At 59.4% G+C, this 23335-nt stretch carries 17 protein-coding genes, 1 tRNA gene and 1 pseudogene; 10 read left to right on the top strand and 9 right to left on the bottom strand.

The window, feature by feature from the left end; all coding sequences use genetic code 11:
- Positions 1 to 106: 106 nt before the first annotated feature.
- The 5 genes from C7I36_RS15120 to yghU all read right to left on the bottom strand — a co-directional run bounded on the left by C7I36_RS15120 (position 107) and on the right by yghU (position 9354).
- Entirely contained in the window at positions 107 to 3229 is a 3123-nt protein-coding gene (locus C7I36_RS15120; RefSeq protein WP_106454524.1) for a tyrosine-type recombinase/integrase, read from the bottom strand.
- A complete protein-coding gene (locus tag C7I36_RS15115; protein WP_106454523.1) occupies positions 3214 to 5448 on the bottom strand; it encodes a hypothetical protein in 2235 nt (744 codons plus the stop codon). Before C7I36_RS15115 ends, C7I36_RS15120 begins: the two co-directional genes overlap by 16 nt.
- Positions 5441 to 6061, bottom strand: coding sequence for a hypothetical protein (locus C7I36_RS17345; protein WP_146137346.1), 621 nt, complete (start codon positions 6059 to 6061; stop codon positions 5441 to 5443). The genes C7I36_RS15115 and C7I36_RS17345 overlap by 8 nt, the downstream gene beginning before the upstream one ends.
- Before the next feature lie 401 nt (positions 6062 to 6462).
- Positions 6463 to 8373 carry a RecQ family ATP-dependent DNA helicase gene (locus C7I36_RS15110; protein WP_106454522.1) on the bottom strand — a complete coding sequence of 637 codons (1911 nt, stop codon included), beginning with the start codon at positions 8371 to 8373 and terminating at the stop codon, positions 6463 to 6465.
- 111 nt (positions 8374 to 8484) lie between these two features.
- Positions 8485 to 9354: a glutathione-dependent disulfide-bond oxidoreductase gene (gene yghU, locus C7I36_RS15105; RefSeq protein ID WP_106454521.1), complete on the bottom strand. Its 870-nt coding sequence runs from the start codon at positions 9352 to 9354 to the stop codon at positions 8485 to 8487.
- Between the two features lie 237 nt (positions 9355 to 9591).
- On the opposite strand from yghU, the gene C7I36_RS15100 reads away from it, so the two are divergent.
- Entirely contained in the window at positions 9592 to 10281 is a 690-nt protein-coding gene (locus tag C7I36_RS15100; protein WP_106454520.1) for a pirin family protein, read from the top strand.
- A gap of 6 nt (positions 10282 to 10287) precedes the next feature.
- Here C7I36_RS15100 and C7I36_RS15095 read toward each other — a convergent pair whose 3' ends face one another.
- From C7I36_RS15095 to pyrB, 3 genes are all read right to left on the bottom strand, one after another.
- Positions 10288 to 11607, bottom strand: a complete 1320-nt coding sequence (locus C7I36_RS15095) for a voltage-gated chloride channel family protein (RefSeq protein ID WP_106454519.1) — start codon at positions 11605 to 11607, stop codon at positions 10288 to 10290.
- Positions 11608 to 11812: 205 nt separating this feature from the next.
- On the bottom strand, positions 11813 to 12271 hold the full coding sequence (gene pyrI, locus C7I36_RS15090; protein ID WP_106454518.1) for an aspartate carbamoyltransferase regulatory subunit: 459 nt from the start codon (positions 12269 to 12271) through the stop codon (positions 11813 to 11815).
- Between the two features lie 5 nt (positions 12272 to 12276).
- Positions 12277 to 13200, bottom strand: a complete 924-nt coding sequence (gene pyrB, locus C7I36_RS15085; RefSeq protein ID WP_094039281.1) for an aspartate carbamoyltransferase — start codon at positions 13198 to 13200, stop codon at positions 12277 to 12279.
- 311 nt (positions 13201 to 13511) lie between these two features.
- Between pyrB and C7I36_RS15080 the strand changes: the two genes are divergently transcribed.
- The 9 genes from C7I36_RS15080 (at position 13512) to C7I36_RS15040 (ending at position 22632) form a co-directional block, all read left to right on the top strand.
- Positions 13512 to 13588, top strand: a tRNA-Trp gene (locus tag C7I36_RS15080).
- A gap of 52 nt (positions 13589 to 13640) precedes the next feature.
- A complete protein-coding gene (locus C7I36_RS15075; protein ID WP_181256402.1) occupies positions 13641 to 14012 on the top strand; it encodes a hypothetical protein in 372 nt (123 codons plus the stop codon).
- Positions 13988 to 14431: a ribosomal protein S18-alanine N-acetyltransferase gene (gene rimI / locus C7I36_RS15070; protein WP_106454517.1), complete on the top strand. Its 444-nt coding sequence runs from the start codon at positions 13988 to 13990 to the stop codon at positions 14429 to 14431. The genes C7I36_RS15075 and rimI overlap by 25 nt, the downstream gene beginning before the upstream one ends.
- Before the next feature lie 43 nt (positions 14432 to 14474).
- Positions 14475 to 15473: a peptidoglycan DD-metalloendopeptidase family protein gene (locus tag C7I36_RS15065; protein WP_106454516.1), complete on the top strand. Its 999-nt coding sequence runs from the start codon at positions 14475 to 14477 to the stop codon at positions 15471 to 15473.
- A gap of 249 nt (positions 15474 to 15722) precedes the next feature.
- Positions 15723 to 17018, top strand: a complete 1296-nt coding sequence (locus C7I36_RS15060) for an Nramp family divalent metal transporter (protein ID WP_106454551.1) — start codon at positions 15723 to 15725, stop codon at positions 17016 to 17018.
- A gap of 74 nt (positions 17019 to 17092) precedes the next feature.
- On the top strand, positions 17093 to 17905 hold the full coding sequence (locus C7I36_RS15055) for a M90 family metallopeptidase (protein WP_106454515.1): 813 nt from the start codon (positions 17093 to 17095) through the stop codon (positions 17903 to 17905).
- 373 nt (positions 17906 to 18278) lie between these two features.
- Positions 18279 to 19805 (top strand): Re/Si-specific NAD(P)(+) transhydrogenase subunit alpha, encoded by a 1527-nt coding sequence (locus C7I36_RS15050; RefSeq protein WP_106454514.1) that lies wholly within the window; start codon positions 18279 to 18281, stop codon positions 19803 to 19805.
- Between the two features lie 5 nt (positions 19806 to 19810).
- Entirely contained in the window at positions 19811 to 21187 is a 1377-nt protein-coding gene (gene pntB, locus C7I36_RS15045; protein ID WP_106454513.1) for a Re/Si-specific NAD(P)(+) transhydrogenase subunit beta, read from the top strand.
- A 125-nt stretch (positions 21188 to 21312) separates the two neighbouring features.
- A complete protein-coding gene (locus tag C7I36_RS15040) occupies positions 21313 to 22632 on the top strand; it encodes an IS4 family transposase (protein WP_106454512.1) in 1320 nt (439 codons plus the stop codon).
- Positions 22633 to 23189: 557 nt separating this feature from the next.
- Here the strand turns inward: C7I36_RS15040 and C7I36_RS15035 are convergent.
- Positions 23190 to 23335: pseudogene (locus C7I36_RS15035) on the bottom strand (ISAs1 family transposase); the annotation flags it as partial.

The raw sequence follows: 23335 nt of genomic DNA, 5'->3' as shown, positions 1-23335 counted from the left end.
ATTTTGTTATGGACTGTCGTTCAGAGCCTGTTCCTACAAACCAATTAGGGTAGCTAATATATTCGTTTACACGACGCATTTTCAGCGCGTATAGGCCAACTACTTCTTAGGTTGCATTTTGTCTTTCAAGGCTAATGCCAACGGACTGTTCGGGTTCTGCCTGCCAAGACGCAATGTTATCAGCCCTGAACAAAATAATAGCGAGCCGGTGCAGCACGATGCGCAGGCTGTGAGAAGCATAGCCGCTTTTGTCCGGCTCTTTGCGGCCGGCTTCCTCCTGATGACGCAGCGTCAGCCAGCCGGAGCCTTGCTCAAAACGCGCTTTCTGCTTCATGGGATAAGGCTGAACTGATAGTGGACCGCACTGCCAGCGTTCAATGATGTTTTTGTCAGTGTACCTCAGCTGCAGCCGCCAGCGCGGCCAGTCAAACAGCTGAGTAGCGACGGTCATGTAGCGGTGAAAGGTGTCCGCATCGTCGAAACGGATGCCGGAGCGTGAGCTGTTGCAGTGAGTCAGGGTATAGCGGATCAGCCAGCGTAATTCGTCCCGCTCCTGAGGAGACTGATAGAGCTTCCTGCAGCCAGCCAGTGCCTTGGCCACATCGCGCTTTTCTGCCACGCCCACCGGTTCGGGAGGCAGTAGCTGGTGCCGGCGGCTGCGGGGAAACAGCCTGGAAAGTTGCTTTTCCGTAGTCAGGGCCCGCAGTGCCAGGGCGCTTTGATGCCACGCCTCTATCTGCTCGGTACTCAACTGATAAAACCAGGCGATTTCCCGGTGATCATAGCCGGCCTGAATTTTGGTCAGCACCGCCAGCATGGGCTCATATTTACTGCTGTTCCCGGAGGGGAGCGGGACGTCAGGATGCGTGATTTGTGCCGCCTTGGGCAACCGTACGGGTTCGATGTAGCCTGAGAGGCGTTTGCGCATATAGTCGGCAGTGTGTGCCGGCGTGATGGGCAGGCCCTCCTGCTGCAGCTGGCTGATACGGAATGGCCTGAACCCCAGCAGCGCCTGAGCCTGATCGGCATTGAGCGCGCGCTGGTTATGCCTCAAGTGCAGTCCCAGCAGCACGTCAGTAAAATGCAGGTAGGTGCTGAGTGTTGTATCCGGGCTGCTGTGTCCGGCAAACACTGCCAGGGCCGAATATCTGTCTCGCAGCCGGCTCTGCCCTGTAATGAGGGTACGAAGTTCTCTCCGTTTAGTAACGCTGTAAGGCAGTAACGCATCCATGGCCTCTGGCAGACTCAGGTAATCCTCATGCAGAAGCAACTGTAACCGGGACAGGGCACTATGGCGCAGATGATAGAGTCGGTAATACAAGCCTCCGCTGAGTTCTCCCAGTATGGTACGCACCGCAAGCGACAGCGCCATGGTATCCAGGGGCTCATAGGGGTTTTCTGGTTGATGGAATAGCAATTGGGTGGTTTTTTCGCTATTCAGGCGACGTTCCCCAATGAACTCGCTGACCAGTTCGTACTCCTTTTCGGTGAGCAGGGGATATAGCGGTACCTTGCGCAATGCCGCCTCGGTTTTATTACTGCCGTATCGGTTGTTACGCACAAACAGCCATGCCGTGGCAGAGGGCTCGATATCGCAGAGGCGCAGTTTGGCAATTTCACCGGGCCTTAGGCCGGTGCGGTACGCGATGATCAGAAAGCAAAGGTAGGTGCGGCGCAAATGCTCACCAAGATCTTCCATGCTCTGGAACTGCCTTAACAGAGCAGAAAACAGGGGCTCATCCACCACCGCTGAGCTGATCCGGACAATAACATCGCTCCCCTCCTGCAATGGCTCCGGCAAGGGAGAAAAACCCAGCACTTTAACCCCAAATAAATGCAGGTCTTCCAGCCGGCCCGCCCGATATTCCCTGTCTTGCTGGCTACGAGGCCGGTTGAGTATTGATAGATACAGGTCATGAAAGTCTTCACTGCAGTAGCTGAGCAAGTCCTGGTTAGCGGTAGTGTTTAGCCACTCGGCTGCAACCGCATCGAGATAGCGTTTGGCTGTGGAGAGGGCGTTGCCCCTGTCTTCGAGGTGATTCAGCAACCAGCTGACCAGGGTGGCCTCTGGGAGCACCAGCGGCTCGCAGCTGAGTTCATGCAACGCGTTGATGATGGCACGCTTGCTTTTATTACGGGCAGGATCGGGAGTTAACAGCTCCCGTAGTTGACTGATTAAGTACGGTTTGGGGCGGTGATTGGCTTGCTTCTGGGGTTGTTGGGTTAACCGGGAAGGAAAGGTCGTGAATTGGTCAAAGGTGGTCACACTACAGGGAAGCAGGCCCGGTTGAAGCAGTCGTTTCCAGTAACAATAAGGCAGGCTGGCGCTGGGTTGGCGGCCGGTAGCGTACTCTACCAGCACCTGGGGCAGTTCAATCCCTTTTTGGTGTTCTGCGACGGTGATACCACCATAGGCCAGCTGCATTTTGGAAACCTGTATCCCCAGCTCTCGGTTCAGCAGCGTCAGGCACTCAGCAGACGTGCCGGGAGGCTGCCAGTCTGACGGCTTTTGCAGTAAAAACTGCCGTAACAGCCCAAGACTGAGAGTATCGGGCACATATAGGATCTCGCAGTGCGCAATCAGCTCGCCGGTCTCTGGCTCTTCAAGATACAAGTTGCTGGCCTGATGACGACCTGGAACGCGTTCCAGAACCAGCCAGCAACATTCGTTATTCCCCTTGAGAGGCTTGGGCTTGGTCAGTGCCTGAGCTAATGCTGGCCACAGTGCCGGGCGGTTGAGTCCTCCGTAGAGCACCATGGAAAGTAGTAGCCGGGCAAACAGCCCATCAGGCTCAAGCCGCCCTGCCTGCAGACCGGTGAACCAACGGTGCTCCGCCTCGGCTATCTGCCGAGAGCTATGCTGCCAAGTCAGGGTTCGGGCGGGGCGTCTTCTGCGTAACGTAATGTACGGTGGTGGTACCTGTACCGACCAGAGTCCCTTGCGATTTCCGGCCTCGAGCTGCCGGCATAAAAAGCTGTAGGCATGACGGTAGGCGCTCTCGCTTTTCAGTTCATCCTGCAGAGACAGCTCTATTCGTGGCCAGGTCTCATCAAATCCATGGGCGTCGGGTGGGGTGCGCAATATGCCGGGCAAATACCGGCGCACGATACTGATGGCAGCCCGCAGTACCTGCTCATCTCGCTGCTGGCGCTTGGCCTTGCGATGTTCCCGACCCAGCATGGCCATGACGGCTTGCCGAGAGGCAGGTAAGATCAGTGGGTTGTCCATCCGGTAAGCGCCTTTATTTTGTTATTAACAAAAATGGACTCAATGACATCTGCAATCTCCCTGCAGTCCGCCATGCTCAAAAAACTATGCCGTCCTAATGCTTCTTCGCCAATTTCCTCATGCCCCATCCAGCCGTCGATCAGTTCGGGATTAACACTGCGTTTGGTCAGCTCTGAGCGTAAATGATGGCGGGCCCAGTTTCTGGACCAGGGGAGTCGAGCCTGCAGCAGGCCTTCCAGCAGGGATGGGGTGAGATCGGCAGGCAACTTGGCATCCTGTTTATCGGTGAGGATAAATAGCAGGTTACCACTGCCATCCAGCGCCTGCTGGCAACGTGCTGCCAGCTCTGGTGCCAAAAAGCGACAGTGAACCTGCAGCTGGCGAAGATGCTCCAAATAGTGTTCAATTTGTTTGGCCGCGGTGGGTGGAACAACCAAGGTTCTGGCCGCCAGCCCATGACGCCGCTCTTTATCACTGATCCACCAGGTGCGTTGATACGGATTGTAATCGGTGATTTGCCCCAGCGGGGCGGTCACGTCCCGGTGGCCCGTGGCGAAAGCCAATACTGTCCAGACATAGCAGGTGTAGTCATTATGAACAGCCCAGATATCACGCTTTTGCTTCAGTGGTGATGCCAATATATCAAACAGATTGCCGAGCACTGATTCTGACAGATGCAGGCGGCTGCCAAGATACAATTCCGTTTGTCGCTGAGCGGGCAGTCCCGGCTCTTGGCCGGCCATGGTGAAAATGGCGTTTACATACCGATAATGACACTCCACCAGGGCATCCTGATGCAGATGGCTGTAGGACAGGGCAGGGCGGGATTGATGGGGTTCTGCCCGCATCAAAGCGATGATGACCCGATCGATGCCATGATTCAGGCACCAATGCTCCATAAATCGCACAATTCTTCCCAGCGTCAAGCGAGTCAGATGCTGTTTATTGATGTGCTTGAGCCAGGCTCGACACTCGCTTGCAGTCGGCGGGCCTATCGAGGGGGAAAATTGCTTTACCCAGTCATATAACTGAATAGGGAGGGACCGATAGAAATGGCCAGAGACCTCCGGCAAGATCCCCTCCAGCATGTCCGGCTGCTGGCTGGCCGGCACATGGTGGTGTAGTTGCACACAGGGCCAGTCCTTTATCAGTCTGAGAGATTTCCACTGCTTGGCTCGGGCGTGTAACCAGGTCGGGTCTCGCCCTGTGACCAGGGCAAGCAACACCCAGCCAGCCAGTACGTCTTTTTGCTCCAGCTTTTCCAGGGTGTATTGGAGGAGGTGTTGAATATCCCATTCGGTGAGCTGTTCGAAACTGCAGGGCAGTGATTGCTGACGACTGGCGAGCTGCTCGGCGAAGCGCTGACCTTGCTGCGCCATCATGGCCAGTGTTTGCTGGCGCTGCCGCGAGTCATGAACGCGCACTGTTTTGCCTGGCTCCAGTTTCATCTGCTCGTCGGCAGCCTGACTGTCAGGTGTTTCGGGAATGGCTTGCAGTAGTTCAACTTCAAGACCGGAGTCATCGACCGGCTCCAATGGTATCGGCGTGATGCGTTCAGGCTCTGCAAATTCCGGTACTTTGATTCTTCGGTGCCGGACGATTCCTTGTCTGAGATGGGCTGCATTTCTGACTGCCACGGAGAGATAGCCGATACCAGCAGATTCAATATTCGGCTGGGTATAGTGCTGGCGGAGTACCTCCAGCTGCTCTCCCAGCTCGGCCAGCGAAGAGCAACTTGTGGGCACGGGAAGCTGCTTAAAGATGCCCGCATGCTTGGCATCGTTGGCAATCAGCCGGACTTCTCGAAGTGCTGAACTGATTGCCGAATCGTGCTGCCCTTGAATGTGCAACTGACAACAGCAAAGTACTATCACTCCCAACCACTCGGCGTATTTTTCATTGTCATCGATACGCGGCCAAGGAGCACATAGTGCAGCAGCATACGGAGCGAAAGTCAGTAGCTCATTTTTCCGAAAATGCCGGTACGCGATAAGAAGTTCCTTGGCAACTTTTGGCGGTTGTTGTGCCCCATTGTGCAGACGCTGCTCGAGCGAGTCGGTGAACAAAACCAGGTCATTTTCGAAGTGCTCCAGCAGGGGAGCACAGAGCTGAGCGAGACGCAAAAATACGATCTGCCGATGCCATTTCGTCAGCTTTTTAGGGGCGATGGTTTGGGTAATGAGTCTCCGCCTGTGGGAGCGAGATGAGTGCTCAGTCATTTGAGCTCCGAGGTTTTTTCAGCGCGGCGATTAGCTCATCAGTTGATTGCGGAACTTCCGCTATTGCTTCATCTTCACGAACGACTTTCCTCTGTCGTTGCTGCACTAACGTACCACGTGAAATGCCTAACCATCGACACAGCATAGGGTCACTCAGCGTCTTCGAGCCGAGCAGTTTTCGGTGCATTTTGATCGGCATATGTGCCGCAAGTGCGTCACGGATTTCGGCAATTTGGTGATGATTTACTGACAGCAAAAGAGAGCTCAGGGCGGACAGCCAGGCAGCGGTTTCGACCTCCTCATCCGAGATTTCTTGTGGGCGTAAACTGACGAGTAGAGTGCCATTTGGTGGCTGCGCTGATGGCCATAAATGTATCGACCACAGTGGCGAGAAAAGCTTAAAATGCCGCTCCGATTTTTTGTCTTCCTCTGATTCACCTTCTTTGATCATGACGCCACGCAGAGGCTCTTTACTCAGTCCGGTAATGATCGGTTGAGGCAGGTCAGACCAACTGATCCACTGCGGATATTGCATGCACCATTCATACGCCGAATGAGCTGCAGGGTGGAGTTCAACATGGATGTTCGGGTTAGCGAAAACAGCTGCCGGCATAGTGACTCCTGACGGAAAAATGAGCTAATGTCAGTGTGCGCGGCGCACTAAAGCAGATCAATTGTTGATCCTGAAAAAACTCATAATCTGTGACCGTGACCACGTGGTTGATCTGGATTGATGCTAAATCTGCAGAACTAGCCGGCCAAGACCAAGCCTTTTATATCAAAGGGTTACGTTTAGTGTAGAATGATGTATATTAAGATTATCTGACTGGCACGGCCTGTCACGCCGGGGGTCGCGGGTTCGAGCCCCGTCCGCTCCGCCACTTATAAGAAGCCCTTAGCTAGTTGATAGCTAAGGGCTTCTTGCTTTTCTGCCTTTAGTAAAATCCCCCCTACTCAACCTGTCAAATCACCCCTCGTGACCACACCGTGACCAAATCTTCCGGGAACATGCCCTCAGGGCGTCACGAGCGAGACGACCTCCCCGAACCGCTGCCGCTCCAGGGCGCCGAAGCCGGGCTTGCCCCTGGCCTTGAGCCGGTTGAGCAGGGGCGTGCTGATGCCGCACAGGAAGCAGGCCAGGCTGTGGGCGCTGAGCGGGGTACCATCCTCCTGCTGCAGCGCCCGGCACCACTGCTCCAGTTGTGCCGGTGCGGGCAGGGGCGGCAACGCCGGGGCCGGCAGCCGGGCGGGCCGGCCGGCGCACACCGAGCAGTGGCCGCAACGGGCCGGGGCCTGGTGGTCGGCGAAGTAGCCGGCCAGGCGCCGGCTCAGGCAGTCGTCGCTCTCGAAGAAGTCGATCATCTCCTCCAGCCGGCTGAGCTCGCTGCGCTCCTTCTGCCGGAAGAGGGCATGCAGCCGCGCGGCTTCCGCCTCCGGATCGAAACCGGACTGCAGCACCCGGTACACCTCGATCATCTGTTTGCTTTCCAGGCTGATCCAGCCCTGTTGGTGCAGGTAGTCGAGGGCGCGGATCACCCGCTGCCGCTCGCCGCCGGCGCGCTGCCGGATGGCCTCGAAATTCACCTGGCACCAGCTGCGGGCCTGGGGCGAGCCGTCGAACAACTGCCGCAGAAAGGCCTGGCGCTCGCCCTGGAAGGCGGCGAGGATCTCCTCGCGCGGCTTGATAAACTTGAAGCGATAATCGGCGAAATAGCTGTATTGCGGCTCGATAATGCCGTCCAGCTCCAGGTACACCAGCAGCGTCTTGAGCGGCAGCAGGCGGATGTTGGTGGCGTTGGAGAGCCGTAGCGGCATCAGTTCCCACTGGGGGCCGGCCTGCTGCAGTTCCCCGAGCAGGGCGCGGATGGCGGCGGGCTCGGGGGTGTCGCCGTAGACGAAGTTTTCCAGCACGTTGAGCCCGGCCCGGTTGCCCAGCAGGGTGCAGGTGGAAGGGTTGCCGTCGCGCCCGGCCCGGCCGATCTCCTGGCTGTAGTTCTCGATGGACTTGGGCAGATCGTAGTGGATCACCCGGCGGATATCGGCCTTGTCCACTCCCATGCCGAAGGCGATGGTGGCGACGATACAGGGAACCCGTCCCTGCATGAAATCCTGCTGCAGTTGCTTGCGCAGATCCTGCTCCAGGCCGGCGTGGTAGGCCCGGGCGGGGATGCCGGCCGCCGCCAGGCGCTCGGCCAGCTGCTCGGCGCTGTGCTGCAGGGTCACGTAGACGATGGTGGGCGAGCTGGGCTCTGCCGCCAGCAACTGCTGCAGGGCGGCGGCCTTGTCCTGCTCGTCCACCGGCAGCACCTGCAACTGCAGGTTGGGCCGGTAGAAGCCGGTGATCACTACATTTTCCTTAGGGATCGCGAATTTTTGCTGCATATCCTCGATAACCCTGGGGGTGGCGGTGGCGGTGAGCAACAGCACCTGGGGAATGGCGAGCTGCTGGCAGTACTGGGGCAGCTTGAGGTAGTCGGGGCGGAAGTTGTGGCCCCATTCGGAGATGCAATGGGCCTCGTCCACCACCAGCAGGGACAGCGGCACCCGGCCGATAAACTGGCGGAAGCGCTCGTTCTTCAGCCGCTCCACCGAGATCATCAGGATCTTGATGCGGCCCTCGCTCACCTCCTGCATCACCCGCCGGCTCTCTTCCCAGCCCTGGCTGGAGTCGATGCTGGCGGCGGGAATGTTCAGCCGGCGCAGAAAGGCCAGCTGATCCTGCATCAGCGCCAGCAGGGGCGAGATCACCAGAGTCAGGTGCGGCAGCAGCAGCGCCGGCAACTGGTAGCACAGCGATTTGCCCGAGCCGGTGGGGAAGATGGCCGCCGCCGACTGGCCGGCCAGCAACTGCTCTATCACCTGCTGCTGGCCCGGGCGCAGCGAGGAAAAACCAAAGGTCTGTTGCAGAATGTGCTGAAAAGGCATGACAGTTACCGGAAAACAAAATATCTCCCAGCTTGGCGTCTGTTTTGCCTTTCGACAATCTTTTTCCCGGAGAAGTCTGCCTGGTCGTGCTCCGGGTTAGGGCAGCCCGGCTTAGTCGCCGGCCATTTTATCCTGAGTCTTCAGTTCGAAGTCGCTGGCATCATGACGTTCGTGTAACTGCTCGGCCGGCTCTCCCCAAGTCCGATTGACCATACGACCACGCTGCACGGCAGGACGTTGGGCGATACGCTCTGCCCAGCGCTGGACATGGGGGTAGTCGTGAACCGAGAGGAATTCGGCGGCATCATAAACCTGGTTGCGTACCAGGGCGCCGTACCAGGGCCAGATCGCCATGTCGGCGATGCTGTATTCCTCGCCGGCGATGTAGGGGCTTTCGGCCAGCCGTCGGTTCAGCACGTCCAACTGACGTTTAACCTCCATGGTATAGCGATTGATGGGGTACTCGTACTTTTCCGGTGCATAAGCATAAAAATGGCCGAAGCCGCCTCCCAGGATGGGGGCACTGGCCATTTGCCAGAACAGCCAGGACAAGCACTCGGTGCGTCCGGCCGGATCAGAAGGCAGGAATACGCCGAATTTTTCCGCCAGATAGAGCAGTATGGCGCCTGACTCGAATACCCGTTGTGGCGGCTTTACGCTGTGGTCGACCAGGGCGGGTATCTTGGAATTGGGATTGATGGCCACAAAACCGCTGCCGAACTGATCGCCTTCTGTAATACGGATCAGATGGGCGTCGTACTCGGCACAGTCAAAGCCCAGTGCCAGCAGTTCTTCCAGCATGATGGTGACCTTGACCCCGTTGGGCGTCGCCAGGGAATAAAGCTGTAGCGGGTGCTTGCCTACCGGTAGTGCCTGCTTGTGGGTGGCGCCGGCCACGGGCCTGTTGATGTGGGCAAAGGCACCACCGCTGGGAGCCTCCCATTTCCATACCTTGGGCGGAGTGTAGGAAGTCTTGCTCATAATCACATCCTCATATGACGGTAGAGCGGTTCAGTGTATCAGGCTTTTGAGCGTCATCGGTGTCAGGTGCCCTGTTGTACTGATTCAAAAAATTTCAATAAGCAAACCAAATCATTCTGCTGTGATCGTATCTTGAGACTCAATACACTACTTTCAGGGTAAAAACCGCGCTAATGGCGGTTATCGAGCATTCAAATTCAATGAACCATTATTTGCATAACGGCGTGGGGAGGTCACTTGATTAAGGTCAGAAAAGCGGACGAGCGCGGCAGGGCGAATTTTGGCTGGCTCCACAGCCGGCACACTTTTTCTTTTGGCAGCTACTACGATCCGGCGCAGATGGGATTTTCCCGGCTGAGGGTGATCAACGATGATGCGGTCGCGCCGGGGGCGGGCTTTGACACCCATGGCCACCGGGATATGGAGATCATCAGCTATGTGCTGGAGGGCAGCATCGCCCACAAGGACAGCTCCGGCAATGAGGAAATACTGAGCGCGGGGGAGTTCCAGCTGATGTCCGCCGGCACCGGAATTCTGCACAGCGAATTCAATCCCTCCAGCAGCAGGCCGCTGAAGTTCCTGCAGATCTGGATAGAGCCCAACGTCCTCGGTGGCAAGCCAGGCTACCAACAGAAGGACTTCGGCCGCAACCCTGGGCTGACCCTGGTAGCCGGCCCGGATGGTGCCGACGGCTCGCTGGTTATCAAGCAGGACGCCCGCCTGTACCAGCTGTGGCTGGGGCAGGGCGAGCAGGCGAGGCTCGAACTGGCGTCCGGGCGCCAGGCGTGGGTTCAACTGGTGGACGGGGAGCTGGCGGTCAATGGTGAATCCCTGAGTCTGGGCGATGGTGCCGCCCTCAGCGGCGAAACGCAATTGTACTTCAGTGCCGACAGGCCGGTGCGGGCACTGGTGTTTGACCTGCCCTGAATCGGCTCAGGAACGCTTCCCCTCCCGGGTCGCCCGGGCCTGTTCCCGCCGTTGCCGGCGGTAGTCCCTGAGTTCACCCAGCCGTATTCCTTCCGGCGCTTCCCGGTGTTTGTGCTGACCGATGCGTTGTGCCGCATAAACACCGGTATGGCCGGAAAACAGGTAGCTGACCACACAGGCCACCCCGGCGTAGAGGCCGATCTCGGCACCGAACAGCTCCATGGCCATCAGGGTGGAGGCGATGGGGGTGTTGGCTGCGCCGGCGAACACGGCGACGAAGCCGATGCCGGCCAGCAGGGAAAAGGGCATGTTCAGCAGGGGGGCGAGGGCATTGCCCAGGGTGGCGCCGATGTAGAACAGCGGGGTGACTTCGCCGCCCTTGAAACTGCTGCCCAGGGAGGCCACGGTGAACAGCAGTTTGCCGACAAAGTCATAGGCGGGCAGCGGCTGCTCAAAAGCTTCGACTATGGTCGGGAGCCCTAGGCCGATGTACCTGTCCGTTCCCAGCAGCCAGACGGCGAGGGCGATGAGGATACCGCCTGCAAAGGGGCGCAGCGGGGCATAACCGATCAGCCTTTTCATCCCGTGGCCCAGGGCATGGGTGGCCTCGGCGAACACCTTGCCGGTCAGCCCGAACAGAGCCCCGGCGATGATCATGGCCGTCAGACCCCAGGCGGAGACTTCGGGGATGGCGGGGATCAGATAATGGGTATGGTGCACTCCCCACCAGAGGCCGACCTGATCGGCGACAATGGCCGCCACCACGCAGGGCAGCAGGGCATCGTAGCGCAGGCGACCGATGGCGAGCACTTCCAGCCCGAACAGGGCGCCGGCCAGTGGGGTGCCGAACACAGAGGCAAAACCGGCGCTGATCCCGGCCATCAGGATGATGCGGCGGTCTTGCGGCTTTAGCCGGAACAGGCGGGTGCACTGATCGGCCAGGGCGCCGCCCATCTGTACCGCAGTACCTTCACGTCCGACCGAGGCGCCGAACAGGTGGGAGATCAGGGTGCCGCCCAGCACCAGGGGCGCCATGCGCAGGGGCACTATGCTTTTCGGATCGTGAATTTCATCGATCAGCAGGTTGTTGCCGGCTTCTACCTGCTGCCCGAAGCGCAAATACAGCCAGCCGACTCCAAAACCGGCCAGGGGCAACAGCCAGATAAGCCAGGGATGGCCGGTGCGGGTATCGGTGGCCCAGTCGAGGGCGAACAGGAAAAAGGCGGACGCCGTGCCGGCGAGCACGGCGACGACACTGGCCAGCACCAGCCATTTGGCCATGTAGGGCAGCAACACCAGTTGCTCCGGTAGCTTGAAATTTTTCATGCGAGTCCAGTTTGGCTTGTGGAATAACGCAGGCACCTGGACGAGGGCGGGACCAGGATGACATTGCCGCACAGGCCTGGGTGTTCAGGCATCATCAGCCCGGGAGGCGGTTAAGGAAGGAGTGCCAGCTCCGAGGGGGCGATTCTAGCAGCAGGGGGGTCTCGGCTCCAGTCCGCGGCCGGACAAGCTGCCCGGCCGCGATCGCTCAAAGGGCCATCATGTCCCGGTGGAAGGATTTCTCGCAGTAGCGGCAGCGAAAGCGCACCTGGCCGTCCACCGCCCTTACCCTGAACTTGCTGGTGACCGGCTCGTTGTGGCTGATGCAGTTGGAGTTGGGGCAGGAGAACACCCCCTCCACCCGCTCCGGCAGGTGCAGCTGCAGCTTTTCCACCACCTCGAAGTCCTCGATCAGGTTGACCGTGGCCTGGGGGGCGAACAGCGCCAGCTGGTTGGCCTGGGCGGCGGACAGCCGGGTGTTTTCCACCTTGATGATGTCCTTGGCGCCCAGCGCCTTGGAGGGCAGGTTGAGGCCCACGGTGATCTTCTCGTGGGTCTGCACCAGGCCGAACAGCTGCAGGATCTTGATACCCTGGCCGGCGGGGATATGGTCGATGACGGTGCCGTTGTGGATGGCTTCGACTTGCAGTTGGTTCTTGTTCATCATGGCTCTCACAGGCTTTCGTTCAGCACCAGGGCGAGCAGGGCCTGGCGGGCGTAAACGCCGTTTTCGGCCTGCTCGAAGTAATAGGCGTAGGGGGTGTCGTCCACCTCTATGGTGATCTCGTCGATGCGCGGCAGGGGATGCAGCACCTTGAGGCTGTCCTTGGCATTTTCCAGCACCTCCGGGGTGAGCACGTACTTGGAGGCCACGTGCATGTACTCGGTTTCGTCGAAGCGCTCCTTCTGCACCCGGGTCATGTAGAGGATATCCAGCTCGTCCATCACCTCTTCCATGCTGTCGCGGAATTCGAAGTTAATGCCCTTTTCCACCAGCTCGTCACACAGGTAGTCGGGCATGGCCAGGGCCTGGGGCGCGATAAAGTAGAACTTGCAGCCGAACAGGCTGAGCGCCTGGGTCAGGGAGTGCACGGTGCGGCCGTACTTGAGGTCGCCCACGAAGGCCACGGTCAGGCCCTGCAGGGTGCCCTGGGTTTCGTAGATGGTGAACAGATCCAGTAGGGTCTGGGTTGGGTGCTGGTTGGAGCCGTCACCGGCGTTGATCACCGGCACCGAGGAAAATTCCGCCGCCAGCCGGGCGGCGCCTTCCTGGGGGTGGCGCATCACGAAGGCGTCGCTGTAGGAGCTGATGATCTTCACCGAGTCGGCCAGGGTCTCGCCCTTCTTGGCCAGGGAGGTGCTGCCGCTGTCGGAAAAGCCGATCACCGCGCCGCCCAGCCGGTGCACCGCCGTTTCGAACGACAGCCGGGTACGGGTGGAGGCTTCGAAGAAGCAACTGGCCACCACCTTGTGCCTGAGCAGCTCGGGCCGGGGGTGGGTCTTGAGCATCACGGCGGTGTCGATGACCAGCTCAAGCTCGGCGCGGGTGAAGTCGGAAATGGAGATTACATGCTTTTGATATAGGGGGTTTGCCATCAGCAACGCTCTTCCGGTGAAGTGGAGACCATAAAAAAGCCCCGATATGGGGCCCATGGAGCAATAAGACTGCAAACGCCGCCGTTTTGACGGCAAGCGGTCAGGAAGCCGGCCTGGCAATAACGGCGAAAACGGAACATCCAGACACTCCGGGCGATTGCAAATCGTACGGATTATAGAGAAATGCAAGACCAAAGCAAAATGGACCACCGCCGGACGGGCAGTCGGCGAAAAGGTGAGCGAACGCGCCAGAAGTCTCTAAAAAGCCCTTTACCTTTAAAGGTCGCCGGTTATAATGCGCGTCGTGTTGTAGGGGCATAGTTCCAATTGGTAGAACAGCGGTCTCCAAAACCGACGGTTGGGGGTTCGAATCCCTCTGCCCCTGCCAACTTCACATAAAAAGCCAGCTTCACGCTGGCTTTTTGCGTTAGGGAGTCATCATGACGCCGTTACCATCGTCACTATGGCAATTCCTCGGGCTGCCGGTCTGGTACTGTCGCCATCCCGAACGCCTGCCTTTGGCGCCCGTGCCAGATCTCCGGCCGGCGACAGTCCTGCTGGTAGCTGGGCAGGGTGTCCTGCCGTCCGAGCGGCTGGTGGCGGATTTGCGCCTGGCCCTGGACGATCGGGAGCTGGCGGTTATGGCGGAAACCGCCTGGCTGGCCGCCGGTCGACCTGGTGCCGCCGTACTGCTGGGTCTCAACCTCACGGAGGCGGCGCCGGAGATGTCCTGGCAGGCCAGCCTGCCGCTGACCCCGGTGCACAAGCGCCAACTTTGGAGCTGCCTATGCAAGCTGTGTTTCGCCCCCTGAGTGCCAGCGATCTGGATGCCATGGTCCGGGTCGAACGGGATGCCCACATTGAGCCCTGGAGCCGCGAGCAGCTCGCCGAGAGCCTGCACGGGCGGTACTTTTCCGGCGCCCTGTGGCAGCAGCAGCAGTTGCTCGGTTTTTTTATCGCCGATGCGGTCATCGATGAGAGCACCCTGATGAATATCTGCATCGCACCCGCGTGGCAGGGGCAGGGGCTGGGCCGCCGGCTGCTGGAGCACTGGCTGGAAGAGTGCCGGCAACGGCGGCTGGCCATGGCCTGGCTGGAGGTGCGCGTTTCCAACCAGGCCGCGCTGCGCCTGTACCGGACGTCGGGGTTTGCCAAGACCGGCCGGCGCAAGGACTATTACCGCGCCGGCGAGGGACGGGAAGACGCCATCGTAATGCAAAAACCGCTGTAAGCTTCCATACTCAAGGGCAAACACTCTCACCAAGGACGGAACCATGAGAGGCTCAAGGGTTTGCCTGCTGGCCGCGGCACTACTGTGGCCCCTGCTGTCGGACGCCAGCATCTACCGCTACCGGGATGCCGCCGGCGTGGTCCACTATACCGACAATCGCCTTAGTGCCGCCGCCCACGCCAGCGAACGCTGGCAGCAGGATCAGGTAAACAAGGACGGTATCCTGGTGAGGGTGGTGGAAAAACCCGATGGCCACTATTTCTTCGCCCTCAATCGCCTGCCCGGCCGGGCAGAGCTGACCCTGCGTTTTTCCGGTATCCAGAACACTCAGATCCCCGATGCCCTGCAGCAGGTTATTTCCCTGCCGCCGAGGGAGGAAAAGTTTGTCGGCAAGGTTACTGCCGCGGCGCCCGGCCACTGGCGCTACGACTATGGTTTTGCCTACAGCAGCCAGCAGGGCTCCCGCAAGGTGGATACCGGGCGGCGAGTGGAAAAAATCGCCGGCGCCACCGTGCTCAGCCCCAGGGTCCAGGCCTGGAAGCGGCCCGCCTCCCTGTCCTACTTTCCGGGCATGATTGACCTCTCTCCGCCGGTGGCGGGTGCCTACCGGGTATCCCAGGGCTTCAACGGCGAATTCAGCCACAACAGGCCTGCCAACCGCTATGCCCTCGACATTGCCCTGCCCGTGGGAACGCCGTTGCTGGCAACCCGGGACGGCGTGGTGGTGGCGGCGGTGGATGTCCATTCGGGCGGCGGGTTGCGGCCGGAGTTCCGTGGCCGGACCAATTACCTGAGGTTGCGCCATGACGACGGCACCATGACTCTCTATGCCCATTTGCACACCGGCTCGTTGCTGGTGAAGAAGGGCGACCGGGTCCGTGCCGGGCAACGGGTGGCGGCATCCGGCAATACCGGCTATAGCTCGGGTCCCCACCTGCACCTGGCGTTGCAGGTCAATAACAAGGGGCGTATCGAGTCCATTCCCTTTACCCTCAACGGCCGATCTCCCGCCGCCGGCCAACTGTTGCTGGCCAGGGATTGAAGCTCGCGTTTAGAGTATAAGCTTTAAATTTGGGCTGTTTCGAAATGCTGTTTTAAAAATGAAATTGAAATTAATATTTCGATTTATGTTTCTTTGTAAACTTTTTTTCCTTTATTTTTACCAAAACCTGGTTTTTTACATTTTTCGTAGCGATGGCGGAGAGAAAAAAGCGGTTGCGTTATAGGGTTTGCTGTGGCCTTTTACTTGTCCTTCATGATGAAAAACAAGGTAAAAGGCAGGAAAAACGAGATGTCAGAGTCCGTCGACGTTGTTGAAAGCGTACCGCGCAGCATAAGCCACTATCTGCGGGTGCTGGGTCCCGGCATTCTGGGCGCCGCCGCCGCCATCGGCGGCTCCCACCTGGTGGCCTCGACCCAGGCCGGTGCCATTTACGGCTGGCAGCTGGTCGGGCTGATTATCGTGGTCAACCTGCTGAAATATCCCTTCTTCCAGATCGGCGCCCGCTACACCATGGCGGCGGACGAGACCCTGATCCAGGGCTACGACCGTATCGGTCGAGGCTACCTTTATTTGTTTACCGCGCTCAATATCTTTGCCTCCGTGGTCAGCACCGCCGGGGTGGCCATGCTCTGTGGCAGTATCCTCGGCCTCTTTATCGGCGACGACCTGAGCGTAACCCAGCTCAGCATGATAGTGCTGGCCGGCTCCCTGGTGTTCCTGATCACCGGCCACTACAAGACCCTGGACCGGGTGACCAAGTGGATTATCGTCGGCCTGGCGATCGCCACCGTCACGGCGGTGTTTATCGCCCTCAATCAGGGGGGCGTGGCGACCCCCGACTTCGTGGCGCCCAGTCCCTGGAACCTGGCGTCGGTCGGCTTTCTGGTGGCGCTGATGGGCTGGATGCCGGCGCCCATCGAACTTTCTTCCTGGAACAGCGTCTGGCTCAGGCAGAAGAAAAAAGCCCTGGGCGAGGAGCTCGATTATCGGGACGCTCTGGTCGACTTCAACGTGGGTTACATCACCTCCACCCTGCTGGCCATTGCCTTCGTTGCCCTCGGTGCCCTGGTGCTGCACGGCAGCGGCGAGAGCCTGGCCAGCTCCGGCATTGCCTTCGCCCACCAATTGGTGAACGTGTACGCCAGCGTGATGGGTGACTGGAGCCGCTGGTTGATAGCATCGATTGCCTTCCTGTGTATGTTCTCCACCACCGTCACCGTGCTGGACGGCTACAGCCGGGCCCTGAGCGAGTGCCTGGTGCAACTGGGACAGCGCCAGGGCAGCGGTCCCACCGGCCACGGTGCCCGCCATACCTATCCGCTGATGGTGGCGATGGGGCTGGTGGGCGCGCTTATCATCATGTTCTTCAAGGGCGCCCTGCTGGCCATGCTGGAGTTCGCCATGATCTCCGCCTTTATCAGCGCCCTGGTGTTTGCCTGGCTGAACTACCGGCTGATGACACTGCCGCAGGTGCCCGAGCGTTACCGCCTGGGCGGCGCCATGGTGGCCCTGAGTCGGGCCGGCATCTTGTTCTTCGCCGCTTTCAACCTGCTGTTCGGTTACTGGTACCTGTTCGTCAAATAAGGTTGTTGCCGAGGTGGTACTATCAGGAGCAGTGGGTTGCCTCTATGGGGGATCATGGCAGGTGAGGAGGTGGCATGTCGTTCTTTAGCCGGCTGAAGGGCTGGTTCGGGCAGGGGAGCGGGACGGCAGAGGCGCTGCCCTGGCGGGAGGTGCTGGACCAACTGCCCATATTGCAGGGCCTGGCGGCAGAGGAACAGGAACGCCTGTGCGAACTGGCGGCCCAACTGCTGGCGCGCAAGACCCTGACCCTGCTTGGGGTGGAGCTGGCCCCGGAGGAGCGGACGGCTCTGGCGCTGCAGGCGGCGTTGCCGATATTGCATCTGGACCTGGCCTGGTACCGGGGTTTTCGCGAGATCATCATTATTCCCGAGCCGGTCACCCGTCGTGAAAGCGTGCAGGATGAATACGGCCTGGTCAGTGAGGTGATCGAAGAGCACGCCGGCGAATCCTGGCAGCAGGGCCCCCTGGTGCTGGCCTGGAGCGAGCTGTGCCAGGATGGCGGCTGGGATGGCTACAACCTGGTGATCCACGAGCTGGCCCATAAGCTGGACATGCTGGGCGGCGAGGCCGACGGCGCGCCGCCGCTGCGCCCGGGCATGAGCGGCGAGGCCTGGCGACGCGACTTCCAGGCCGCCTTCGACTCCCTCTGCCATAGCCTGGAGCGTGGCGAGGAAACCCCTATAGATCCTTACGCCGCCACCCATCCGGCCGAGTTCCTGGCGGTGTGCTGCGAGCTGTTTTTTTGTTGCCCCAGGCAACTGGCGGTAGCCTATCCCGCTGTATACCGTCAGTTGTCCGGCTTCTTTGGCCAGGATCCGCTGTCGCGCCAGCCCTTGGCGGTGGGGCCGGCGTTGCCCGGCTCGGGGTTCTGTGATCCTGCTCGCTAAACCACCGCTTACGGTGGCGTCGATAAGTGATACTTTACTGATTGAAAGCCATAGCCTATTAAGGCTCGAGGAAAGATCGATTTATCTTTTGGCTGTCGAGCCAGTATAGTGACTGCGCTGTTTCTTTCTTTCGTTATCTCTTCATTTGGGGCCGGGCAATCAGGCTTCCTATGAGGTATCGATGCAATCATGATTAAAAATACAAAAAGCATCGTTAGATATTCGTTAATGATTCGGCTATGTTGTAAAAAAACGTCATTTTGGCTGGAGCAAAACAGGCAAGGCTGCCTGGCAGTTGAAGGAACAGCTTGCCCGAAACCGGACGCGCCTCGTCGGTATCCGGTGCGATATCAACATTAATCAGGGAATTATTATGTTAATCGGAATTCCAAGGGAAACGCTCAGCGGCGAGACTCGGGTGGCGGCGACCCCCAAGTCGGTCGAACAGCTGCGCAAACTGGGTTTTGAGGTCTGCATTGAACAGGGAGCCGGCCACAGCGCCAGCTTCGAGGATGCAGCCTATGTCGCGGCCGGCGCCTCGCTGGTCGAGACGGCACAGGTCTGGCAATCCGCCATTCTCTACAAGGTCAATGCCCCCACCGCCGACGAGATCGAGCGGCTGCAGGCGGGTACCACCCTGGTCAGCTTTATCTGGCCGGCACAAAACCCCGAGCTGGTAGAGCAGCTCAAGAACAAGGGCGTGACCGTGATGGCCATGGACATGGTGCCGCGCATTTCCCGCGCCCAGTCCCTGGATGCCCTGTCGTCCATGGCCAACATCGCCGGCTACCGGGCGGTGGTGGAAGCCGCCCATGAGTTCGGCCGCTTCTTTACCGGCCAGATCACCGCCGCCGGCAAGGTGCCGCCCGCCAAGGTGCTGGTGATCGGCGCCGGCGTGGCCGGCCTGGCGGCCATCGGTGCCGCCGGTTCCCTGGGTGCCATTGTGCGCGCCTTCGACACCCGCCCCGAGGTAAAAGAGCAGATCAATTCCATGGGGGCCGAGTTCCTGGAGCTGGACTACGAGGAAGACAGCGATTCTTCCGACGGTTACGCCAAGGAGATGAGCCAGGCCTTTATCGACGCCGAAATGGCGCTGTTCCTGCAGCAGGCCAAAGAGGTGGACATCATCATCACCACGGCGCTGATCCCCGGCAAACCCGCGCCCAAGCTGATTACCGCCGAGATGGTGGCGGCCATGAATCCGGGCTCGGTGATCGTGGATCTGGCGGCGCAAAACGGCGGCAACTGCGAGCTGACCAGGCCCGGCGAGCTGTTCGTGTCCGACAACGGCGTCAAGATCATCGGCTACACCGATCTCAACGGCCGCCTGCCCACCCAGTCCTCCACCCTCTACGCCACCAACCTGGTCAACCTGGCCAAGCTGCTGTGCAAGGAAAAGGACGGCAACATCAAGGTCGACTTTGACGACGTGGTGCTGCGCAACATGACGGTGGTGAAGGATGGCGAAATCACCTTCCCGCCGCCCGCCATCAGCGTGTCGGCGGCGCCCAAGGCCAAGGCCGCGGCCCAGCCCGCCGCCGAACCCCATGCCAAAAAGCCGAGCAACCTCAAGTACTACCTGGGCGGCGCCGGTGTGTTGCTGTTCGCCTGGCTGGCCGCAGTGGCGCCGGCTGAGTTCCTGTCTCATATCACGGTATTCGTGCTGGCCTGCATCGTGGGCTACTACGTGATCTGGAACGTATCCCACTCCCTGCATACGCCGCTGATGTCGGTGACCAATGCCATCTCCGGCATTATCGTGGTGGGCGCTCTGTCCCAGGTAGGCGCGGGCGGTTTTGTCAGCTTCCTCGCCTTTGTGGCAGTGCTGATCGCCTCAATCAACGTGTTTGGCGGTTTTACCGTGACACACCGCATGCTGAAGATGTTTAGGAAGGGCTGATTAAAATGTCACAAGGACTAGTAACTGCATCTTATATCGTGGCCGCCGTGCTCTTTATTCTGAGCCTGGCGGGCCTGTCCAAGCAGGAGTCGGCCAAGGCCGGTAACTGGTACGGTGTGGCGGGCATGACCATCGCCCTGCTGGCCACCATTTTCAACCCCGAGGTCACCGGCCTGGGCTGGATCATTGTGGCCATGGCCATCGGTGCCGCCATCGGTATCCGTTTCGCACTGAAAGTGGAAATGACCGAAATGCCGGAGCTGATCGCCATACTGCACAGCTTCGTGGGCCTGGCGGCGGTGTTTGTGGGCTACAACACCTACATGGATCACGGTGACATGTCCGGCGCCATGCTGAACATTCACAACACCGAAGTCTTCCTCGGCGTGTTCATCGGTGCCGTCACCTTCACCGGCTCCATCGTGGCGTTCTGCAAGCTGCGCGGCCTGGTCTCTTCCAAGCCGCTGATGCTGCCGCACCGCCACAAGCTCAACCTGCTGGCGGTGGTGGTGTCCGCCCTGCTGCTGATCTGGTTCGTGCAGGTGGAAGGCTCCACCTTCGCCCTGCTGGTGATGAGCCTGATCGCCCTGGCCTTTGGCTGGCACCTGGTGGCCAGCATCGGCGGTGCCGACATGCCGGTGGTGATCTCCATGCTCAACTCCTACTCGGGCTGGGCGGCGGCAGCGGCGGGCTTTATGCTGTCCAACGACCTGCTGATCGTCACCGGTGCCCTGGTGGGCTCAAGTGGTGCCATCCTGTCCTACATCATGTGCCGCGCCATGAACCGCTCCTTTATTTCGGTGATCGCCGGCGGCTTCGGCTCCGACGGTGCCGCCAGCGGCGGTGAAGAGGAAGACGGCGAGTACACCGAGGTGAACGCCGAGGACGTGGCCGACATGCTGAAGAATTCCAGCTCGGTGATCATCACCCCCGGATACGGCATGGCGGTGGCCCAGGCCCAGTACCCGGTGGCGGATCTGGTGTCCAAGCTGCGCGCGGCGGGTGTCAAGGTGCGCTTTGGCATCCACCCGGTGGCGGGCCGTCTGCCCGGCCACATGAACGTACTGCTGGCCGAGGCCAAGGTGCCTTACGACATCGTGCTGGAAATGGATGAGATCAACGACGACTTCGATGACACCGACACCGTGCTGGTGATCGGCGCCAACGACACCGTCAACCCGGCGGCCAACGAAGACCCGGCCAGCCCCATTGCCGGCATGCCGGTGCTGGAAGTGTGGAAGGCCCAGCAGGTGGTGGTGTTCAAGCGTTCCATGAACACCGGTTACGCCGGGGTGCAGAACCCGCTGTTCTTCCGGGAAAACAGCGTCATGCTGTTCGGCGATGCCAAGGACAGCGTGGACAATATCCTGAAAGCGCTGTAATTCGTTGCAGACTGTCAACGATAAAAAAGGGAGCTTCGGCTTAATGCCGATCAGTTAAGCCAAATCGCTTGACGATCCCGCTCAGAAGATCAAAATCCGATGATCACAGGTCATCGGATTTTTTTATGCTGCTTTCTGACGCACTGGCTCGTACTTCCCTCAACCGCACCACGGAATTTCACAGCCTGGCTGAAGTGCTCGACCCAGAGATAATCCGGGCTTGTCTGGCTTCCAACGGCGTGGCGACGGTGCGCAAGCGCAAACTGCCGATGGAGGCCATGGTCTGGGCGGTCATTGGCATGGCGCTGTTTCGTGGTGACTCCGTACGCCAGCTCATCAACAAGCTGGATATTGTCCTGCCCCAGGAGGTCGACTCGGTGGTGCGCAGCGCGGTCACGCAAGCCCGTAAAAAGCTGGGCAGCGACGTGGTGCGCGATATCTTCCGGCAAACCAGTGCCAACTGGCATGCACAGGCTCAGCATCCGCACTGGAGCGGGCTGAACCTGTATGGCGTTGACGGCGTGGTCTGGCGCACACCCGATTCACCACAGAATACCGGCGCCTTTGCCCGCACTGCCAACCAATCCACGGACGCCGCTTATCCCCAGGTGCGCATGGTGTGCCTGATGGAGCTGAGCAGTCATTTACTGGTGGACAGCACGTTTGACAGTGTTGCGGTCAGTGAAATGCAGCTGGCGGCCCGCTTGCTGCCGAACACACCGGACCATAGCCTGACGCTGTTTGATAAAGGGTTTTACTCGTTGGGTTTGCTGCATGCTTGGCAACAAGGACAGCAACGGCACTGGTTGCTGCCGCTGCGTAAAGGCACACAGTATGAGGTGGTGCGCAGCCTGGGACGCGGTGACAAACTGGTTCGGCTGAAACCCAGCCCGCAGGCCCGGAAAAAGTGGCCCGACTTACCGGTGACGCTGGAGGCGAGGCTGCTGAGTAAAACCGTCAAGGGAAAACCCGTTCATATCCTGACCTCTCTGACCGATGCCATGGCCTATCCGGGTCGGGAGATTGTGGATTTATATGCCCACCGCTGGGAAATCGAGCTGGGCTATCGAGAAATGAAGCAGCACCTGCTGGACAGTCGTTTCACCTTGCGTAGCCAGTTGCCGGAACTGATACACCAGGAACTATGGGGCGTGCTGCTGGCCTACAACCTTATCCGCTACAAAATGATATTGATGGCACGAGCATTACCCGCGACCTATCCGAATCAACTGAGCTTCAGGGAAGCCTCGTCTTACATCATCTTCAAGCTGAGCCAACTGCCCAGTGTGGCACCGGGCAACTTGCCAAGAGAGGTGTTTACGCCAGAGAAACAGGCCAAACAGTTCAAGCTGGAGGGGAAACGAGAACGAAGTTATCCAAGAGTGCTGAAAGCGTCTAAAAACACCTATCCGGTCAGAAAGAAAAATGCCGCTCACCTTAAGTGAACGGCATTAAGCTTCGGCTCCCTTTTTGTTGGGTGTGCCAGGCATGGCGCGTAGCGCCTTGACGGGCGCTGTTCCGGTACAGGTGGTGCTGGCCGGATGACTTGGGGTGCAAGTCCCCTGTGGGCCCGGTAAGGGGAACCACTAGCCGAACGGCAAGGGTGTTCACCGCGAGGCGAAATCTGAAGGAAGCCGAAGGTAAACCACTGGCCTGACGAACAGGAATCGCATAGGAGGCGGCCATAGCAGGTGAGGTAGCCCATACTGCCAAAGCCCGATACTTACACTGAAGCTATGGACGTAAATGCGGCGGGTATAAGTGGGAAGGTCACGCGCATTATCCTGGGAGATCTGTCGCTCTGCCTAAGGCTACTGATGCCGTGAGGTATCGGGATGGAGCAACCTGTGAACCGCCGTGGTACGGAACCGTATGCCCGGTGGTGTGAGAGGACGGAGGCCGTGAGGCCTCCTCCTACTCGATTGTGATAGAGCAACCGAACCGTTTAAAAGTCGACCAGTCAACGTAGATGAACAGGGCGGGAGCACACTTTGCTGTCAATTTAACCAAAGAATAATTGAGCCCGATAATCGTCGTTCCAACTGGCTCGCTTCAGCTTGTTGCGCTGGCTCGGTGAGCCACATTCGCTCTGCCTGAGGATGTTCATCACGAAGCGCCGGAACAACGCCATGTTTTCGACCGCGTCAC

This window comes from Zobellella taiwanensis, assembly GCF_003012795.1.
In the GTDB taxonomy this organism is placed as follows: Bacteria; Pseudomonadota; Gammaproteobacteria; order Enterobacterales; family Aeromonadaceae; genus Oceanimonas; species Oceanimonas taiwanensis.
This window is presented reverse-complemented; position numbering and strand designations above follow the sequence as displayed.

What these genes read in the sequence shown, in the direction of transcription:
- C7I36_RS15095 (WP_106454519.1), bottom strand. Translation starts at nt 11,607, where the DNA reads ATGAAAAATTTCAAGCTACCGGAGCAACTGGTGTTGCTGCCCTACATG.
- C7I36_RS17345 (WP_146137346.1), bottom strand. Translation starts at nt 6,061, where the DNA reads ATGCCGGCAGCTGTTTTCGCTAACCCGAACATCCATGTTGAACTCCAC.
- C7I36_RS15120 (WP_106454524.1), bottom strand. Translation starts at nt 3,229, where the DNA reads ATGGACAACCCACTGATCTTACCTGCCTCTCGGCAAGCCGTCATGGCC.
- pntB (WP_106454513.1), top strand. Translation starts at nt 19,811, where the DNA reads ATGTCACAAGGACTAGTAACTGCATCTTATATCGTGGCCGCCGTGCTC.
- pyrI (WP_106454518.1), bottom strand. Translation starts at nt 12,271, where the DNA reads ATGATGAACAAGAACCAACTGCAAGTCGAAGCCATCCACAACGGCACC.
- pyrB (WP_094039281.1), bottom strand. Translation starts at nt 13,200, where the DNA reads ATGGCAAACCCCCTATATCAAAAGCATGTAATCTCCATTTCCGACTTC.
- yghU (WP_106454521.1), bottom strand. Translation starts at nt 9,354, where the DNA reads ATGAGCAAGACTTCCTACACTCCGCCCAAGGTATGGAAATGGGAGGCT.
- C7I36_RS15065 (WP_106454516.1), top strand. Translation starts at nt 14,475, where the DNA reads ATGAGAGGCTCAAGGGTTTGCCTGCTGGCCGCGGCACTACTGTGGCCC.
- C7I36_RS15115 (WP_106454523.1), bottom strand. Translation starts at nt 5,448, where the DNA reads ATGACTGAGCACTCATCTCGCTCCCACAGGCGGAGACTCATTACCCAA.
- C7I36_RS15075 (WP_181256402.1), top strand. Translation starts at nt 13,641, where the DNA reads ATGACGCCGTTACCATCGTCACTATGGCAATTCCTCGGGCTGCCGGTC.
- C7I36_RS15050 (WP_106454514.1), top strand. Translation starts at nt 18,279, where the DNA reads ATGTTAATCGGAATTCCAAGGGAAACGCTCAGCGGCGAGACTCGGGTG.
- rimI (WP_106454517.1), top strand. Translation starts at nt 13,988, where the DNA reads ATGCAAGCTGTGTTTCGCCCCCTGAGTGCCAGCGATCTGGATGCCATG.
- C7I36_RS15055 (WP_106454515.1), top strand. Translation starts at nt 17,093, where the DNA reads ATGTCGTTCTTTAGCCGGCTGAAGGGCTGGTTCGGGCAGGGGAGCGGG.
- C7I36_RS15040 (WP_106454512.1), top strand. Translation starts at nt 21,313, where the DNA reads ATGCTGCTTTCTGACGCACTGGCTCGTACTTCCCTCAACCGCACCACG.
- C7I36_RS15060 (WP_106454551.1), top strand. Translation starts at nt 15,723, where the DNA reads ATGTCAGAGTCCGTCGACGTTGTTGAAAGCGTACCGCGCAGCATAAGC.
- C7I36_RS15110 (WP_106454522.1), bottom strand. Translation starts at nt 8,373, where the DNA reads ATGCCTTTTCAGCACATTCTGCAACAGACCTTTGGTTTTTCCTCGCTG.